Source organism: Kiloniellales bacterium, from assembly GCA_030066685.1.
In the GTDB taxonomy this organism is placed as follows: Bacteria; Pseudomonadota; Alphaproteobacteria; order Kiloniellales; family JAKSBE01; genus JAKSBE01.
Window position 1 is genome coordinate 125,113 of record JASJBF010000002.1, and the last position, 15,243, is coordinate 140,355.

General features: G+C 68.2%; 16 protein-coding genes. 4 read left to right on the forward strand and 12 right to left on the reverse strand.

Features of this window, described 5'->3' with window-relative positions:
- Window positions 1-93 precede the first annotated feature (93 nt).
- Window positions 94-528 carry a hypothetical protein gene (locus QNJ30_02670; GenBank protein ID MDJ0942335.1) on the forward strand — a complete coding sequence of 145 codons (435 nt, stop codon included), beginning with the start codon at window positions 94-96 and terminating at the stop codon, window positions 526-528.
- A gap of 134 nt (window positions 529-662) precedes the next feature.
- Complete coding sequence (locus QNJ30_02675) at window positions 663-950, forward strand: hypothetical protein (protein ID MDJ0942336.1); 288 nt, start codon at window positions 663-665, stop codon at window positions 948-950.
- Window positions 951-976: 26 nt separating this feature from the next.
- On the opposite strand, the gene QNJ30_02680 is transcribed toward QNJ30_02675, so the two are convergent.
- Together QNJ30_02680 and QNJ30_02685 are read right to left on the reverse strand one after the other, a co-directional pair.
- On the reverse strand, window positions 977-1,246 hold the full coding sequence (locus QNJ30_02680; protein ID MDJ0942337.1) for an amino acid permease: 270 nt from the start codon (window positions 1,244-1,246) through the stop codon (window positions 977-979).
- A gap of 74 nt (window positions 1,247-1,320) precedes the next feature.
- Window positions 1,321-1,731: a DUF3775 domain-containing protein gene (locus QNJ30_02685; protein MDJ0942338.1), complete on the reverse strand. Its 411-nt coding sequence runs from the start codon at window positions 1,729-1,731 to the stop codon at window positions 1,321-1,323.
- Window positions 1,732-1,991: 260 nt separating this feature from the next.
- Here QNJ30_02685 and QNJ30_02690 point away from each other — a divergent pair, with 260 nt between their 5' ends.
- Together QNJ30_02690 and QNJ30_02695 are read left to right on the forward strand one after the other, a co-directional pair.
- Window positions 1,992-2,516 carry a universal stress protein gene (locus QNJ30_02690; GenBank protein ID MDJ0942339.1) on the forward strand — a complete coding sequence of 175 codons (525 nt, stop codon included), beginning with the start codon at window positions 1,992-1,994 and terminating at the stop codon, window positions 2,514-2,516.
- A gap of 53 nt (window positions 2,517-2,569) precedes the next feature.
- Window positions 2,570-3,862 carry an MgtC/SapB family protein gene (locus QNJ30_02695; GenBank protein ID MDJ0942340.1) on the forward strand — a complete coding sequence of 431 codons (1,293 nt, stop codon included), beginning with the start codon at window positions 2,570-2,572 and terminating at the stop codon, window positions 3,860-3,862.
- Between the two features lie 40 nt (window positions 3,863-3,902).
- Here QNJ30_02695 and sulP read toward each other — a convergent pair whose 3' ends face one another.
- From sulP to ccoN, 10 genes are all read right to left on the reverse strand, one after another.
- Window positions 3,903-5,618 (reverse strand): sulfate permease, encoded by a 1,716-nt coding sequence (sulP, locus tag QNJ30_02700; GenBank protein MDJ0942341.1) that lies wholly within the window; start codon window positions 5,616-5,618, stop codon window positions 3,903-3,905.
- 124 nt (window positions 5,619-5,742) lie between these two features.
- Window positions 5,743-7,407 carry an AAA family ATPase gene (locus tag QNJ30_02705; GenBank protein MDJ0942342.1) on the reverse strand — a complete coding sequence of 555 codons (1,665 nt, stop codon included), beginning with the start codon at window positions 7,405-7,407 and terminating at the stop codon, window positions 5,743-5,745.
- Window positions 7,373-7,549, reverse strand: a complete 177-nt coding sequence (gene ccoS / locus QNJ30_02710; protein ID MDJ0942343.1) for a cbb3-type cytochrome oxidase assembly protein CcoS — start codon at window positions 7,547-7,549, stop codon at window positions 7,373-7,375. Before ccoS ends, QNJ30_02705 begins: the two co-directional genes overlap by 35 nt.
- Window positions 7,546-9,771, reverse strand: a complete 2,226-nt coding sequence (locus QNJ30_02715; protein MDJ0942344.1) for a heavy metal translocating P-type ATPase — start codon at window positions 9,769-9,771, stop codon at window positions 7,546-7,548. Before QNJ30_02715 ends, ccoS begins: the two co-directional genes overlap by 4 nt.
- Window positions 9,768-10,262 carry a FixH family protein gene (locus QNJ30_02720; protein ID MDJ0942345.1) on the reverse strand — a complete coding sequence of 165 codons (495 nt, stop codon included), beginning with the start codon at window positions 10,260-10,262 and terminating at the stop codon, window positions 9,768-9,770. The genes QNJ30_02715 and QNJ30_02720 overlap by 4 nt, the downstream gene beginning before the upstream one ends.
- Window positions 10,259-11,749 carry a cytochrome c oxidase accessory protein CcoG gene (ccoG, locus tag QNJ30_02725; protein MDJ0942346.1) on the reverse strand — a complete coding sequence of 497 codons (1,491 nt, stop codon included), beginning with the start codon at window positions 11,747-11,749 and terminating at the stop codon, window positions 10,259-10,261. Before ccoG ends, QNJ30_02720 begins: the two co-directional genes overlap by 4 nt.
- Window positions 11,750-11,774: 25 nt before the next feature.
- Window positions 11,775-12,641: a cytochrome-c oxidase, cbb3-type subunit III gene (gene ccoP / locus QNJ30_02730; GenBank protein MDJ0942347.1), complete on the reverse strand. Its 867-nt coding sequence runs from the start codon at window positions 12,639-12,641 to the stop codon at window positions 11,775-11,777.
- A gap of 3 nt (window positions 12,642-12,644) precedes the next feature.
- Window positions 12,645-12,812 carry a cbb3-type cytochrome c oxidase subunit 3 gene (locus tag QNJ30_02735; protein MDJ0942348.1) on the reverse strand — a complete coding sequence of 56 codons (168 nt, stop codon included), beginning with the start codon at window positions 12,810-12,812 and terminating at the stop codon, window positions 12,645-12,647.
- A gap of 9 nt (window positions 12,813-12,821) precedes the next feature.
- On the reverse strand, window positions 12,822-13,544 hold the full coding sequence (gene ccoO / locus QNJ30_02740) for a cytochrome-c oxidase, cbb3-type subunit II (protein MDJ0942349.1): 723 nt from the start codon (window positions 13,542-13,544) through the stop codon (window positions 12,822-12,824).
- Window positions 13,545-13,554: 10 nt separating this feature from the next.
- Complete coding sequence (gene ccoN, locus QNJ30_02745) at window positions 13,555-15,036, reverse strand: cytochrome-c oxidase, cbb3-type subunit I (GenBank protein MDJ0942350.1); 1,482 nt, start codon at window positions 15,034-15,036, stop codon at window positions 13,555-13,557.
- Window positions 15,037-15,243 lie beyond the last annotated feature (207 nt).

Below are 15,243 nucleotides of genomic sequence, written 5' to 3' on the forward strand. Positions count from 1 at the left end.
CGCCCCGGTAGGCTTGCCGGGGGTCTGCCCGCACCCCGGCGGCGCGCCGTCGTTGCCGCCTTCGAAGACCGGCTGCGACTTGAAGCCGCCCTCATGGCGCTGCCGCGCCTAGGCGTCAGCGCCGGCCGCTTTGGGATCTGCGCGACCGAGGCGTCCTTGGAATCCCTGCTGCCCCGCCGTTTTCGGGCTGCGGCGACCCAGGATCCCGGGCCGGTTCTGATTGTCGGCGACGGCTTTGTGGCGAGCGGCGAAGGGCGTCCTGTGGTGAAGGCCATGACGTGCCTGCCGGGAGGGACGGGGTCGGACCGCCTCCTGGTCTCGGATGGCTGGCCGCTGCCCACGTCGCCGGACCCGGCCGCTGCCGCCGTTTCCGGGGATCTCGCAAGGCTGCTCTCGGCGACCCGGGGCCGGCCCACGGTTCTCCTGGGCCTACGCCTGCTTAACAGCCAGCCGGCGGCCTCCGTCTGCCGGGCGTTGCTGGCGATCAACGACGGCCCGGTCGAGCTTCACGACCTCAGAATTCCCTGAACCTGCCTGCCTGAGCTTGCCGCCCCCGACATCTTGACGTGGGTCAATGAGCGACCCCGTATCCGGGTGTTCTCTGGTCGTCGGCGGTCGTACCGTCGAGCTTTCGGCAGGGTGGACAGGCCCTGGGGGAAAGTATGGTCGAGAGCGGCAAGGACGCTGATCTGAAAGAGATCCTCCGTGACCCGACGCGGGTTTTCCGTCAGCCCGAGGACGTGCTGCTGCATCCGGAGCTGGATCGGGAGGCGAAGATCGCCATCCTGCGCTGGTGGGAGCGCCGCGACCGCGATGCCTTGGCCCAGGAATCGCTTCGGCCGGACGGCGAATCCCTGCGCCTGAGCCGGATCATCCGTGCCCTGAACGCCTTGCTGCACGACCGCAGTCTGGACGGGGAAGCCGGGTCCGGCGATCGGCCGGATGACTGAGCGCGTTGCGGCCGTCGGCGGGCGCGTCACAGCAAGACCAGGCCCGCGAGCACGACCAGCAATCCCGTGGCCAGGGCGAGATTCCGGCGGCCGAAGCCTTCGTGCACGTAGATGGCCTCGCCGGCGCTGCGCGGGAAGCGCGCCGAAAGCTCGGCGAAGGAGAGGGCCGAGAAGGCGACCAGCAGCGAGGCCAGGAGGAAGGCCAAGGGCGCATGGCTCTGAGCGCCGGCCGCCACCTTGCCGACCAGCACGTAGATGCCGGCGCCGATCGTGGTGCCAAGGCCGTAGAGCGTCACCAGAGGCAGCGATAGGCTGCGCTTGAGCGCCGGCTGTCGCGCCCCGGAGGCCTCGGGGGCAGGGGGCGCCGCGCTCAGAGCCGCTCAGACTCCATGTCCTCGAGGGCGTAGCCGTGCTGCGTCAGGCCCTCCTCGAGGTAGTCGCTGAGCAGCGGTATGCCGAGGAGGTAGCTCGCGGTGTGATCGCTGCGGGCGTTGCGGGCCTCCTGCAGCGCCTGGTCCCACTCCTCGACGGTGAAGTCGCCACGGCCGAGCCAGGTCAGGGCAACGAGGTTGATCTGCTCCTCCTCGTTGAGGGCGGCGATGAACTCCGTGACCTCGTCATAGGTCGGATCGTCGCCGTAGTCCTGCACCAGCTCGTCCACCTCTTCTTCATCGACGGCGTTGGCTTCCGGTTCTTCTTCTCCGACATCGATCTGGGCGTCGAACTCGCGCGATCTGACGATGACGAAGAAGACCTTGTCCGGGGCAATCCCGATGTTCACGTCTCGCTCCCCGATTCCCAGCACTCACTCTCGCTTCCCCCGGAGATCCCGGTGCCCGGAGCGGCCCTCTCTTAGGCGGCCGCCCGCCGTCGCCGAGGTATCGAGAGTCTTGATTTTAGTATCGCGCCCGCCGGGCCCCAAATGCCTTGATCTGAGTCATTCGGCACCCCGACCTTTGACGTGCGTCAAGGTGGGGAACACTGCGCCGTGGTACCCGGGGCTTCAAGGCTCGAACCCGGACTTTCCGTGGGAGGGGCGCCATGTTCAAGACGATTCTCGTGCCGGTCGACGGCTCGGACCACGCGACCAAGGCGGCGGACTTGGCCACCGACCTGGCCCGGACCTACGGCGCCAAGCTGGTTCTTTTGCATGTCACGCTGCAAGGTGAGGCGCCGGCGCAGCTGCGCCGCCTGGCCGAGATCGAGCACTTCGTGGAAGCCGCAGAGGTCGAGCGGCCGTCGGTCGCAAACCTGCCGGCCGGTCTGGGCGCCGCCCTGCGCAACCAGCAGGAAAGCCAGCAGTCCCAGGCGATCTACCAGGCGCTCGGGCAGCAGATCCTGGATATCGCCGAACGCGCCGCCAAGGCCGGGAGTGTCGCCGATGTCGAGACCAGGATGGTGAGCGGCGATCCCACGGATCAGATCATCAAGGCTGCCGCGGAAACCGGGGCCGACCTCGTCGTAATGGGCAGTCGCGGCCTCGGCGATCTCAAGGGGCTGCTCCTCGGAAGCGTGTCGCACAAGGTCGCAAGTCTTGCAGCCTGTACCTGCATCACCGTGAAGTAGGCTTTCCCTCAAGTGAGCCGCCGCAGATCGATGGCGGCGACGGTCCCGGTAACATGGATTTGAGCTATGTGGAGCTCGAGCTTTTCCAGGGCCTGGGTGTGGCCCTGGCTCTCGGCATTCTGATCGGGATCGAGCGCGGCTGGCACGAGCGCGCGCTGCGCGAAGGCAGCCGGGTAGCCGGCATTCGGACCTTCGGGATCGTCGGCCTGCTGGGTGGCGTCTGGGCCCTGCTGGCCGAGATGGTCGGCGAAATCGTCCTCGGCTTCGCCTTCATGGCCTTCGCCGGAGTGATGATCCTGGCCCGCCTCCAGGTCGCGCGCGAGACCAAGGACTACGGCTCCACCACCGTCGTGGCGGCCATGTTGACCTTTGTGCTCGGGGCGCTTTCGGCCCGCGGCCAGATGCAGCTCGCGGTGGCGGCCGCGGTGCTGACCGCCTTGCTCCTCGGCATCAAGCCGATCCTGCACGACTGGATCGCCAGGATCACCTTCGAAGAACTGCTCGCCGTGCTCAAGCTGCTGGTCATGACCGCGGTCCTTCTGCCGGTGCTGCCCAACCGCGGCTTTGGGCCGTGGCAAGCCCTGAACCCGCAGGAGATGTGGCTGATGGTGATCCTGATCGCCAGCATCTCCTTCCTCGGCTACGTCGGTGTCCGGCTGATTGGCGAGTCGCGCGGCCTCCTGCTGACGGCCCTGGCCGGCGGCTTGGTGTCCTCGACCGCGGTCGCCATCAGCTACGCGCGCATCGCCCGCGGCAACCCCGATCGCAGTGCGATTCTGGCGGCCGGGATCGCCCTGGCGGCGGCGACCATGTTCCCGCGCACCCTCGCCGTGGCGGTGGTGATCGAGCCCCAGCTCCTGGCATTGCTCGCCTGGCCCCTCGGCTTGGCTTCGGTCGGCGGTTTCCTCGCCGTCGCCGTGCTCTGGCTGCGCCAGCGCGAGTCCGTCGGCGCCGCGGGGCTGCGGCTCAACAATCCCTTCGAGTTCGCCATGGCGCTCAAGTTCGGGCTGCTGTTGAGCGCCATCATGCTGCTGGTCCGGGCGGCCGAGGCCTGGGCGGGAGAGGGCGGGATCCTGGCCCTGGCGCTCTTGTCGGGGGTCGCCGACGTCGATGCCATCAACCTCTCCCTGTCGCGGCTTTCCGGACAGACCATCGCCCTGTCGACGGCCGCCTTCGGCATTGTCCTGGCCTGCCTTTCCAACACCCTGGTCAAGGCCGGGATCGCGATCGTCTCCGGCGGCCGTGCCCTGGCCCTGCCGGTCGCGCTGGCGCTGGGCGGCAGCCTCGTGGCCGGTGCGGTCGGCCTGGCCGTGGTCTGGCCGACAGCCGGCCAGCCGGTAATGTAATTGAAACGTCGTTCCTTGTCGGCCGAGGCCTCGTGGTGCGCTATGCCGGGTCGGAAGGATGTGAGCGGGGCGTGTGTGCTGCCGCCGCTTTTGAGCGCTTGCGGAAGGCGACCACAGCGGCGCGGACGGTCGGGAAGTTGTGAGCCGTGTTCGATTCACGAACCTGGTCCAACCAACCGCCCGAGAAGTGGCGCGCAAGGCTGCGCTTGGCGCGGGCAAAGGCGAGAACGATGCCCCGCGCGGCCAATTCGTCGCGAAGCTCGCCGACCTTCTCGATCGCGGTCACATCCAAGACATTGATCGGGCTGGCATCGACGACGATCCACTCGACGGGCGTCTCGGATCCGGCCATGGCCTTGAGCAGGCGCTCCTTGAAGTAGTCGACGTTGAAGAACACGAGGTCCGAGTCGAAGCGGTAGATGAGCAGACCCGGGTAGGTGATCGCCTCAGGGTAGTCCTTGAGGTCATGGAAGCCCCTGACGCCGATCTGCTTCGTCCGGCCGAGGATAGCGTCGTGGGGTCGGGACGCGACGTAGAGCAGCCAGATGAACGTCAGGGCCACCGCCAGCAGGACGCCCGGCAGTGCCCCCAGGACCAGGACCCCGACGGTGGTGGTGAGCGAAAGCGCCAGCTCGCGGCGGCTGATGGCGAAGAGCCTGCGCAGCTCCGCGAAATCGAAAAGACCGACGGCTGCGACCATGATGACCGCGGCCAGCCCGGCGCTGGGCACGTGAGCCAGCGGCCCGGTCAGGAAGAACAGGATCAGGAGCATGGTGCCGGCGGCGACGAGGCCGACCAGCTGGGTCTTGCCGCCCATGGCATCGTTGACCGCGGTGCGCGAGTCGGCGCCGGTGACGGGAAAGCCTTGGGCGAGGCCGGTGAGGATGTTGGCCGCGCCGAAAGCGATCATCTCCTGGTTGGGATCGATCTGATAGCGGTTGCGCCCGGCGAAGCTCTTGGCGGTCAGTACGCCGCTGGTGAAGCTGATCAGCATGAGGGCGGCCGCGTCCCCGAAAAGGTGCTGGTAGGTCTGCGGTTCGAAGAGCGCGAAATGGAAGGTCGGGAGGCCCGCCGGAACCTCGCCGAGGGTGGCCACGCCTTGAGCGCCGAGGTCCAAGGCAAGGACCGCGACGATGCCGACGACCACGACGATCAAGGCGGCGGGGAGCCGTGGTGCGAGCTTTCGGAGTGACACCTGAAGGATGAGCAACCCGACGCCGAGACTCAGCGTCGGCAGGTGAGCCTGACCAATCCTCTCGAAGAACTCGGCCAGCTTTGGAAAGAAGGTGCCGGCTTCGCTCGCGTAGCCGAAGAGCTTCGGCAGCTGTCCGGCGACGATGAGCAAGGCGATGCCGTTAAGGAACCCGACCAGGATCGGATGGGAGAGGAAGTTCGCAATGAAGCCGAGTCGTGCGATGCCGGCAACGACGTAGAAGACCCCGGTCATCAGGGTCAGCACCACCAGGAGCGCGAGGTATTTCTCCGGGTCGCCGCCGGACAGATGCCCCAGGCTGGCCGCGACCATGATGCAGGTCGCGGCGTCGGGGCCGACCATAAGCTGACGGGAGGAACCGAAGATCGCGTAAGCCAGCAGCGGAAAGATCGCCGAATACATGCCGACCACCGCGGGGACGCCTGCGAGCTCGGCATAGGCGATGCCGACGGGCAGGGCGATGGCGGCGACCGATAGCCCCGCGCCGAGGTCGTTCGGCAGCCAGGCGGCTTGGTAGTGCAAGAGGTTTTCCAGGCCGGGCATGAATCGCCGGACCAGGTGCCGAAGTGTCGTTGCTTGCTGCCTAGGAGATCCCATGTCTGCCCCCCAACCCTTCGACCAGATACCCGCTCGGTCCTTGTGTGGTGAGTAGACCCGGTCGTTAGCGCTATGTCCTAGGTCGGCCGTCTTCTCGCGGATGACCCGCGGACTCAGGACGAAGCCGCGCGATCCCGATCGAATCCGCGGCGCTGCGGGCCAGGTCGGCGGCTGCTCCGCCGGCGTCGAGGCGCCGCCAGGTGATTTCGCCGGTGTCGTAGCCGAGCTGGCGCTCGACGACGGCGGCGTCGGCGTCGGAGGCGTCGGCGCGGCGGGCCGTGACCCGCGCGCTCAGAGTCGCCGGTGCGGCCTGCAGCCAGAGGCCGTCGAAGCGCAGGCCCCGGTCGCGGGCGACGGCGGCGATGCCTTCGCGCTCCTCGGGCTTGGCGTAGACGGCATCGGCGATTACCGCTTGGCCGGCCGCCAGGCCCCGGCCCGCCCGCCGCCCGATCTCGGCATAGACCCGCGCGCCGAAGCCGGGATCGTAGGCCTCTGCCGGCAGGGGCGCGAGCTCGTCGACGCCCCAGAGCTGTTTGCGGATCACATCGCTGCGCAGATGCAGAGCCCCGGGCGCCGCGCCGAGCCGGGGCGCAAGTTGGCGGGCCAGGGTCGTCTTGCCGCTTCCGGAAAGGCCACCGACCGCCAGCAGACGAGGCGGCGGCGGCTCCAGGTAGCGGCGGGCCGCCTCGAAGTACTGCCGGGCCTCGACTTCCAGGCGCGCGCGAGCAGCGGCGTCTTTCTGGCTGGCCTCGGCGCTGGCTGAGACCTTGGCCCGAACCAGGGCGCGGTTGGCAAGGAAGCCGGGCAGGGCCGCCAAGCCCTCCAAGGCGTCGCCGCGCTGGACGTAGCGGTTGAGGACCAGGTTGGCCAGCGGGTGCAGATCCCGGTGCTCCAGGTCCATCAGGAGGAAGGCCAGGTCGTAGAGCACGTCGATGGCGGCGAAGGTGTCGTTGAACTCGATGCAGTCGAAGAGGGTGGGCGCGCCGTCGATCAGGCAGATGTTCCGCAAGTGAAGGTCGCCGTGGCAGCGTCGGACGTAGCCTTCGGCCAGCCGCGAGTCGAGCAAGCCGCCGCAGGCGTCCAGCCAGTGCCGAAACAGCGCTCGGAGGGTCTCGACGTCCTGGGCAGCAAAGAGGTCCGGGCGCTCGGCGAACTCGGCAAGGCTCTCCTCGGCGACCACCCGCTGTCCCGCCACCCCGCCGCCGAGGGCGCGTCCTGGGTCCAGCCGTTCCGCCGCCTCATGGAAACGCAGGATCGCGTCGGTCAGCCGCAGCGTCAGGTCCGGCGTCAGGCGGCCGATGGCGGCCAGGCGGTCAAAGAGCCCGTCCTGCTCGAAGCGCCGCATCACGACGACCCACTCGACGACCTCGCCCTCTCCGCCGAGGCGCAGGCCGCCAGCGGCTTCGCGGGTAATCGCCTCGGTTCCGAGGTAGAGCTTCGGCGCGCTGCGCCGGTTGAGCGCGACCTCCTTCTTGCAGAACGCCCGTCTCAGCGCCAGGGTCGAAAAGTCCATGTAGGGGAAGGCGACCGCCCGCTTGACCTTGTAGGCCCGGTCGCCGGCCAGGAAGACCATGGCACCATGGGTATCGAAGCGCTCAACCTCAGCGATGCCGGGGCCGTGATTTGCCGGATTGCCCAGAAAGGCCGCCACCTCGCTCTGGTCAGCGACGACGTGCGCGCTGACCTCGGAGGCGCTGGCCTCAGGCCCCCGGTCGTTCTGGGTGGTCGTTGTCATCCTCGTCTTCGTCGAAGAGAATTCGCTGGGCGGCGCCTTCCAGGTCTTCGAACTGTCCCGATCTCAGCGCCCAGAGAAAGGCGCCGAGCCCCAACAGGCCGAGGACGAGCGCGATGGGAATCAGGTAGAGCAGGCCGCTCATCGCGGGCCGCCCCGGACCAGCCGCAGCGCGTTGCCGGTGACCAGCAGCGAGGAAGCCGACATGCAGATGGCGGCGATCAACGGCGTCACCAGGCCGAGGACCGCAAGCGGCACGGCGATGGCGTTGTAGGCAAAGGCGAGCCCGAAGTTCTGCTTCACCAGGGCCTCGGCCCGGCGGGCGACGCCGAGCAGCTCCGGCACCGGTGCCAGGACTTCGCCCTGGAAGACTGCGTCGGCCGCGGTCTGGCTGATGTCGACGGCGCTCGACGGGGACACCGAGACCAGCGCCGCGGCCAAGGCCGGCGCATCGTTCAGGCCGTCACCGACCATCAAGGTCCGGCGGCCCTCGGCTTCCAGCGCCTCGAGGTGCTGGCACTTTTCGGCCGGTGTGCAGGCCGCGCGCCAGGTCTCGATGTTCAGGGCCGCGGCGACCGCCGCGACCGTCGCCTTGCGGTCGCCGGAAAGCAGCTCCACCCGATAGCCCTGAGCCTTGAGCTGTCGGACCACCGCGGCGGCGTCGGAGCGCGGCGGGTCGGTGAAGCTGAAGCGCAGCGGTGCCGCGCCGGGCCTGCAGAGCCAAAGTTCGGGCCCGCTGGTCGTGTCAGGGCCTTCGGTCTCGACGCCGCACCAGCGCCGGCTGCCCAGGCGGATCTCGCCCTCGGGCGTCTCCAGCAGCAGGCCGCAGCCTGGGAGCTCCTGGACGCCGCTGAAGGTCTCGGCCTCCGGCGCCGCCCGTGCGACGGCCTGCGCGAGGGGATGGCGGCTCGCTGCGGCGAGCCCGGCCGCCAGGCGCAGCCCCTCGGCGGGCTGGCCCTCGCGGATCAGGCTCGGCCGGCCCAGGGTCAGGGTGCCGGTCTTGTCGAAGACGATGGTGTCGGCCCGGGCCAGGCGCTCCAGCGCCGAGGCCGACTTCAGCAGGATGCCGCGGCGCAGGAGGCGGCCGCTGGCGATGACCTGGACGGCCGGTACCGCCAGGCCCAGGGCGCAAGGGCAGGTCACGATTAGCACTGCGATCGCGATCATCAGCGCCGGCTGCCAGGCCAAGCCGCCGATCAACAGCCAGCCGAGGAAGGCGACCAGGGCGAGCAAGTGGACCACCGGCGCGTAGAGCCGCGCGACCCGGTCGGCGAGCACGACGTAGCGGGCCCGGCGCTGCTCTGCTAACTCCATCAGGCGGACAATCTCGGCCAGGATCGTTGCCTCGCCGACCGCGGTGACCTCGAGTATCAGGGGTGCGCCCAGGTTGAGCGTCCCGGCGAAGACCGTCTCCCCGGCCCGGACCGGCCTGGGCAGGGTCTCTCCGGTGATCAGGCTGGAGTCGATCTCGGAGTGGCCGTCGACGACCTTGGCGTCGACCGCGATGCGTTCGCCCGCGGCCACCAGGACCCGTTGGCCGCTCTCCACCGCCTCGGCCGGCACGGCCTGGCGCCGGCCGTCCGGCAACAGCAGGGTCACCGCGCCGCCGCGCAGGGCCAAGAGGCGCTCGGCCGCCGAGCGCGCTCGCCCGCGGGCGCGCCGGTCTAGGTAGCGGCCGACCAGCAGGAAGAACAGCAGGGTCACGGCGGAATCGAAATAGGCGTGGGCGCCGCCGTTGATCGTCTCGAAAAGGCTCATGGCTGCGGCAAGGAGCACGGCAAGGGAGATCGGCACGTCCATGTTCAGGCTGCCGCCGCGTAGCGCCGCCAGGGCGGAGCGGAAGAAGGGCCGGCCGGCGAAGAGGATCGCCGGCAGCGCGATCAGGGCGGAGAACCAGTGGAGCAGGTCGCGGGTCGCCGGGCCCATGTCCTCGAAGTGCCCGGCCCAGACCGAGACGGAAAGCAGCATGACGTTGCCGGCCGCGAAGCCGGCGACCGCCAGGGCGATCAGCAGCTCCCTCTCGCTGCGATCCTCGCCGGCCCGCTTTTGCACCGGGTCGAAGGGCGTCACTCGGAAGCCCAGGCGCTCGACGATACCGGCCAGCTCGGTCGCCCGCGCCGCCGGTCCCGCCCAGCCCACCGCCAGCCGGCCGGTGGACATGTTGACCCGCGCCTCCCGGACGTCGGACTGGCGTTGCAGGGCGCTCTCGATCTTGCGGATGCAGCCGCCGCAATGGATGCCGTCGACCAGCAGGTGCAGGCGCGTCAGGCCATCTTCGCCCAGCGCGGCATGGCGCGTGCAGTCCAGTGGCGGCGTCTCTGGCGCCGGTTGAGCTGAAGCTTGCCGGTCGACTTCGAGCGCGGTCATGGCTGCAGGGTCACCCGGCGACGGCTGCTGTGGCGGTCGCCGTCCTTGGTGACGGTCAGCTCGACGTCCCATTGGCCTGGCAATGGCAGGGTCACCTGGCGGCCGTAGAGGCCGGCGCCCCGGTTCTCCAGGGTCACCGCGAAGTCGTGGCCCTCCAGGGTCGGGCGCTTGAATCTGGCCCGCACCTCGTCCGCGTAGAGGGCCTCGCCGCTGGGGCCGAGCAGCCGGACCCGCAGCTCGGCCGCGGTGCCGCCCGCCGGCTCCAGCGCCAGCGCGACGCGCCAGCCCAGCGCCTCCTGGGCCGCGCGTTCGGCCAGCCGGTCGTTGTAGGCCAAGCCGTCCTGGTAGGCGCTGTCGGTCTCCAGGCCGGTCCAGGTGCTGAGCGCGACCGCGATCATGGCGCCGTTGGCGGCGAAGACCACGAGGAAGAAACCAACGAAGATCCAGGGGATCTTCGAGCGCGCCTTGGCTGAGGCCGCCCGCCCGGTCATGGCTTCGGACCCCGGAACACGGTCTCGTTGCGCGCGACGTCGCCGCTGTCGACATCGGTCAAGGTCAAGGTGAAGCTCAGGCTGTCGGCGGTCACGGCGTCGCGCGGCAGGCGCAGATAGACCCGGTAGCTGGCCACGCTGTCCGGTTCCGCTTCCAGGATCGCGCTGCCCACGCCTTCGCCCTCCTGCCCGACCACGGTCAGGCCGGGGGCGGTCAGGCCCTCGATGCCGAGGAGATAGCTGCGGCCTTCCAGGGTCTTGTTCAGGATCTTGATGGTGTAGCCGTTGCGGATGCTGCCGTCCGACAGGGTCACGAAGAGCGGGTTGCGGTCGTGCAGGACGTTGATGTCGAGGCTGGCCCGGAAGGCCAGGCTCCACAGCATGAGGCCGGCCACGAACAGGAGCAGCAGGCTGTAGAGCGCGGTCCGCGGCCGGACCAGCCGATACCTGGGAATCGGCGCGGCCGCGGCCCGCGCCTCCTGGTTGCGCGTCGTATCGTAGGTGATCAAATTGAGCGGTCGGCCGACCTTGGCCATCACGCTGTTGCAGGCGTCGATGCAGAGCGCGCAGCCGATGCACTCAAGTTGCTGGCCGTCGCGGATGTCGATGCCGGTCGGGCAGACCGCGACGCAGAGGTTGCAGTCGACGCAGTCGCCCAGCCCGTCGGCAGACTGACCCTTTTTATGACGGCCGCGCGGCTCGCCGCGCCACTTTTCGTAGGTGACGATCAGGGTGTCCTCGTCGAACATCGCGGCCTGGAAGCGCGGCCAGGGGCACATGTAGGTGCAGACCTGCTCGCGTGCCAAGCCGGCCAGCAGGTAGGTGGTTGCGGTGAAGAGCCCGGTGAAGAAGTAGACTCCGACCGAGGCCTGGCCGGTGAAGACGTCGCGGACCACGGTCGGCGCGTCGTTGAAGTACATGATCCAAGCGCCGCCGGTCGCTGCGGCGATGACCAGCCAGACCGCGTGCTTCAGACTTCGCTTGCCGAGCTTCGCGGCGCTCATGGGCGCCTTGTCCAAGCGGACGCGGGCGTTGCGGTCGCCCTCGATCAGGCGCTCGACCCACATGAAGAGGTCGGTCCAGACGGTCTGCGGGCAGGTGTAGCCGCACCAGACCCGGCCGGCCAGGCTGGTCACCAGGAACAGACCGACCGCGCCGAGGATCAGCAGGCCTGTGAGGTAGTAGACCTCCTGAGGCCAGATCTCGATGAAGAAGAAATAGAGGCGGCCATTGACGATATCGACGAGCACGGCCTGGTCGGGCGCGTCGGGGCCGCGGTCCCAGCGGATCCAGGGCACGATGTAGTAGATCGCGAGCAGAGTGATCAGCACCGCCCACTTGAGGCGCCGGAAGGTGCCGGTGATCTGCTTGGGGTGGACCTTCACCCGGCTCGCGTACATCGACTGCCCGGCCTGCGCGGCCTGCCGGGCCCGTTCCTTCTGGGCCCGGGTCGAAAGGGCGTCCTCGACTGTGACCACGTCGTCCATGTCCGGCTCCGCAGGCCTCTCCCGGCTACTCCTCGCCGCCGCCCAGCGAATGGACGTAGACGGTCAGCATCTTGATGGTGGAGGCGTCCAGGCGGTCCTGCCAGCCTGGCATCACGCCGAGCTTCGGCTGGCGTATCTGGCTGATGACCTGGTCGCGGCTGCCCCCGTAGAGCCAGATCTGATCGTTGAGCCGCGGCCCGCCGAGCTCTCGGATGCCTTCGCCGGCCTCGCCATGGCAGGCGGCGCAGTTCTCCGCGTAGATCTCCTGCCCTGCCGTCGCGGACGCGCTGTCGTGCTCGGCGCCGGAAAGCGAGAGCACGTAGTCCGCCACGGCCTCGATCTGCTCCGGCTCGAGGATGTCGCCATAGGCCGGCATCTCGGAGTCGCGGGCTTCGTCGCTACCGTTGCGGATCCCGTGCAGCAGGGTGGTGTGGATGTCCTCCAGGGTGCCGCCCCAGATCCAGGCGTCGTCGGCCAGCACCGGGAAACCCTCCAGCCCGGCGCCGCCCTGGCCGTGGCAGGGTGCACAGTTGTCGGCGAAGGCCGCGGCGCCGCCGGTGAGCGCGAAGGTCAGGCGGTCCGGCTCGGCGGCGATCTCGGAGAGCTCGGCTTCCGCGATCGCGTCCCAGAACTGGGCCTGCCGGGCCCGCGCCTTCGCCAGATTCTCTTCGAGGTCGACCCGCGAGTTGTAGGCCAGCACGCCGGGGGTATGGCTTGAGAAGCTCGGGATCGCCGGGTAGAGGATGACGTAAACCAGCGAGAAGGCGATGCAGGCGTAAAAGGTATAGAGCCACCACCGCGGCAGCGGCGTGTTGAGTTCCTTGATCCCGTCCCACTCGTGGCCCGTCGTCTCCTGGCCCGAAATGGCGTCCTTTTCGATTTTCGTCGGCATGTCTCAGGCCTCCGCGTCGTCGTCGCGAAACGGTATCTGTGCGTGGTCGTCCATCTCCGCCTTGCGTTTGGGCCAATAGGCCCAGGCGACGATGCCGAGGAAGATCAGCATCAGCCAGACGACCCAGAGCGGGCGCAGCAGGTCGTAGGCGTCCTTGAAGAACTCGTACATGACGCCCTCCTATTGCCGCAGGTCTTCGGCCGTCAGGCCTTCGAAGTCGACCATGCGGCCCAGGATCTGGAGATAGGCGACCATCGCATCCATCTCGGTCAGTTCGCCCGGACGGCCGTCCAGGTCGCCGACCGCAGCCTTGGGATAGCGTTCGAGCAGTTCGTCGTGATCGGCCTCGGGATCGGCCTGCGCCCTCAGGTCCGCCAGGGCGTTCTCGATCATCGCCTCGCTGTAGGGCACGCCGACCGCGACGTTGGCCTGCAGGTGGGCCGCGACGTCGTCGACGCCAACCGGCTTGTCCAGCAGGAAGGCGTAGGGCGGCATGATCGACTCCGGCACCACCTGGCGCGGGTTGATCATGTGGGCCACATGCCAGTCGTTGGAGTACTTGCCGCCGACTCTCGCCAGGTCCGGCCCGGTCCGCTTCGAGCCCCACTGGAAGGGATGGTCGTACATGCTCTCCGCCGCCAGGCTGTAGTGTCCGTAGCGCTCGGCCTCGTCGCGGAAGGGCCGGACCTGCTGGGAATGGCAGGTGTAGCACCCCTCTCGGATGTAGATGTTGCGGCCGGCCAGCTCCAGCGGCGTGTAGGGGCGAACGCCCTGCACCTTCTCGATCGTGGTTTCGATGGTGAACAGCGGAACGATCTCCACCAGGCCGCCGATCGACACCGTGATCAATGTCAGCACCAAGAGCAGGATGACGTTGCGCTCGATTTTTCCATGCCAGTCCATGACGCCCTCCCTATTCCGCAGGCTGAGCGACGGGCGCGGCGGCACGGACTTCCTGACGGACTTCGCCGCGCGCCGTGCGCCACAGGTTGTAGACCATGATCAGGGCGCCGATCAGGAAGAGCACGCCGCCCAGGGCCCGGATCACGTAGAAGGGGTGCATGGCCTCGACCGTCTCGATGAAGGAATACTGCAGGAAGCCGAGCTGGTCGTAGGTCCGCCACATCAGGCCCTGCAGGATCCCCGAGATCCACATCGCGGTGATGTAAAGCACGATGCCGATGGTCGCGATCCAGAAGTGATAGCTGACCAGCCGCTCGGAGTAGAGCTGGGCCCGCCGCCAGAGCGCCGGCACCAGGTAGTAGACCGCGCCGAAGGATACGAAGGCGACCCAGCCCAGGGCGCCGGAGTGCACGTGGCCGACGGTCCAGTCGGTGTAGTGAGACAGCGCGTTGACCTGCTTGATCGACATCACCGGGCCTTCGAAGGTGCTCATGCCGTAGAAGGCGACCGAGGTGACCAGGAAGCGCAGGACCGGGTCGGTGCGCAGTTTGTCCCAGGCCCCCGACAGGGTCATGATGCCGTTGATCATGCCCCCCCAGGACGGCATCCACAGCATCACCGAGAAGACCATGCCCAGGGTCTGCGCCCAGTCCGGCAGCGCGGTGTAGTGCAGGTGGTGCGGACCGGCCCAGATGTAGAGAAAGATCAGCGACCAAAAGTGGATGATCGACAGGCGGTAGGAATAGACCGGTCGCTCCGCCTGCTTGGGGATGAAGTAGTACATGATCCCCAGGAAGCCCGCGGTCAGGAAGAAGCCGACCGCGTTGTGGCCGTACCACCACTGGGTCAAGGCGTCCTGCACGCCGGAGAAGAGCGAGTAGCTCTTGGTCCCGGTCCAGGACACCGGCACCGCCAGGTTGTTGACGATGTGCAGCATCGCGATGGTCACGATGAAGGCCAGGTAGAACCAGTTCGCAACGTAGATGTGCGGCTCCTTGCGCTTCAGCAGGGTGCCGACGAAGACCACCAGGTAGACCACCCAGACCAGGGTGAGCCAGAGGTCGACGTACCACTCAGGCTCGGCGTATTCGCGGCCCTGGGTGACCCCGGCGATGTAGCCGAGCGCGGCCATGACGATGAAGGCCTGGTAGCCGAAGAAGATGAACAGCCCGAGGGCCTCGCCGCCGAAGAGGCTGGCCCGCGAGGTGCGTTGCACCACGTAGAGCGAGGTGCCCAGAAGCGCGTTGCCGCCGAAGGCGAAGATCGCCGCCGAGGTGTGGACCGGCCGCAGGCGGCCGAAGGTGGTCCATTCCAGCCCCAGGTTCAGGACCGGGTAGGCCAACTGAAAGGCGATGTAGACGCCCATGACGAAGGCCGCCACGCCCCAGAACACGGTAGCGATGACGAAGTAGCGGATGACCCGTTCGTTGTATGCGACGGCTTGCGTCCGGCCAGCGGCAGCGTCGGCCGCGGCGACTTCGGCAACGGACATGGTGCCCCCTTTTTCCATCCTCTGTCGGTCAAACCCAGACTACACGAAACCAAAAGAAAGGCGATCCGGCCGCCGAACTCCCGGCCGAATTTCGTTTCGCAGTTGCAGCATAGGACAGAATCCCGGGCCTTGATCCAAATCAATTCGTCCGCCCTTGAGATTGCCTAGCTTGCGCGCCAAGCTAAGACTGCGCTTGTCTTCAGGCGC

Excerpts from the sequence above, each read along its gene's own strand:
- ccoS (MDJ0942343.1), bottom strand. The coding sequence starts at position 7,549 with ATGAGCGGCCTGCTCTACCTGATTCCCATCGCGCTCGTCCTCGGCCTG.
- QNJ30_02670 (MDJ0942335.1), top strand. The coding sequence starts at position 94 with ATGGCGCTGCCGCGCCTAGGCGTCAGCGCCGGCCGCTTTGGGATCTGC.
- QNJ30_02695 (MDJ0942340.1), top strand. The coding sequence starts at position 2,570 with ATGGATTTGAGCTATGTGGAGCTCGAGCTTTTCCAGGGCCTGGGTGTG.
- QNJ30_02705 (MDJ0942342.1), bottom strand. The coding sequence starts at position 7,407 with ATGACAACGACCACCCAGAACGACCGGGGGCCTGAGGCCAGCGCCTCC.
- QNJ30_02675 (MDJ0942336.1), top strand. The coding sequence starts at position 663 with ATGGTCGAGAGCGGCAAGGACGCTGATCTGAAAGAGATCCTCCGTGAC.
- QNJ30_02690 (MDJ0942339.1), top strand. The coding sequence starts at position 1,992 with ATGTTCAAGACGATTCTCGTGCCGGTCGACGGCTCGGACCACGCGACC.
- QNJ30_02735 (MDJ0942348.1), bottom strand. The coding sequence starts at position 12,812 with ATGTACGAGTTCTTCAAGGACGCCTACGACCTGCTGCGCCCGCTCTGG.
- sulP (MDJ0942341.1), bottom strand. The coding sequence starts at position 5,618 with ATGCCCGGCCTGGAAAACCTCTTGCACTACCAAGCCGCCTGGCTGCCG.
- ccoG (MDJ0942346.1), bottom strand. The coding sequence starts at position 11,749 with ATGGACGACGTGGTCACAGTCGAGGACGCCCTTTCGACCCGGGCCCAG.
- QNJ30_02720 (MDJ0942345.1), bottom strand. The coding sequence starts at position 10,262 with ATGACCGGGCGGGCGGCCTCAGCCAAGGCGCGCTCGAAGATCCCCTGG.
- ccoP (MDJ0942347.1), bottom strand. The coding sequence starts at position 12,641 with ATGCCGACGAAAATCGAAAAGGACGCCATTTCGGGCCAGGAGACGACG.
- QNJ30_02715 (MDJ0942344.1), bottom strand. The coding sequence starts at position 9,771 with ATGACCGCGCTCGAAGTCGACCGGCAAGCTTCAGCTCAACCGGCGCCA.
- ccoN (MDJ0942350.1), bottom strand. The coding sequence starts at position 15,036 with ATGTCCGTTGCCGAAGTCGCCGCGGCCGACGCTGCCGCTGGCCGGACG.
- ccoO (MDJ0942349.1), bottom strand. The coding sequence starts at position 13,544 with ATGGACTGGCATGGAAAAATCGAGCGCAACGTCATCCTGCTCTTGGTG.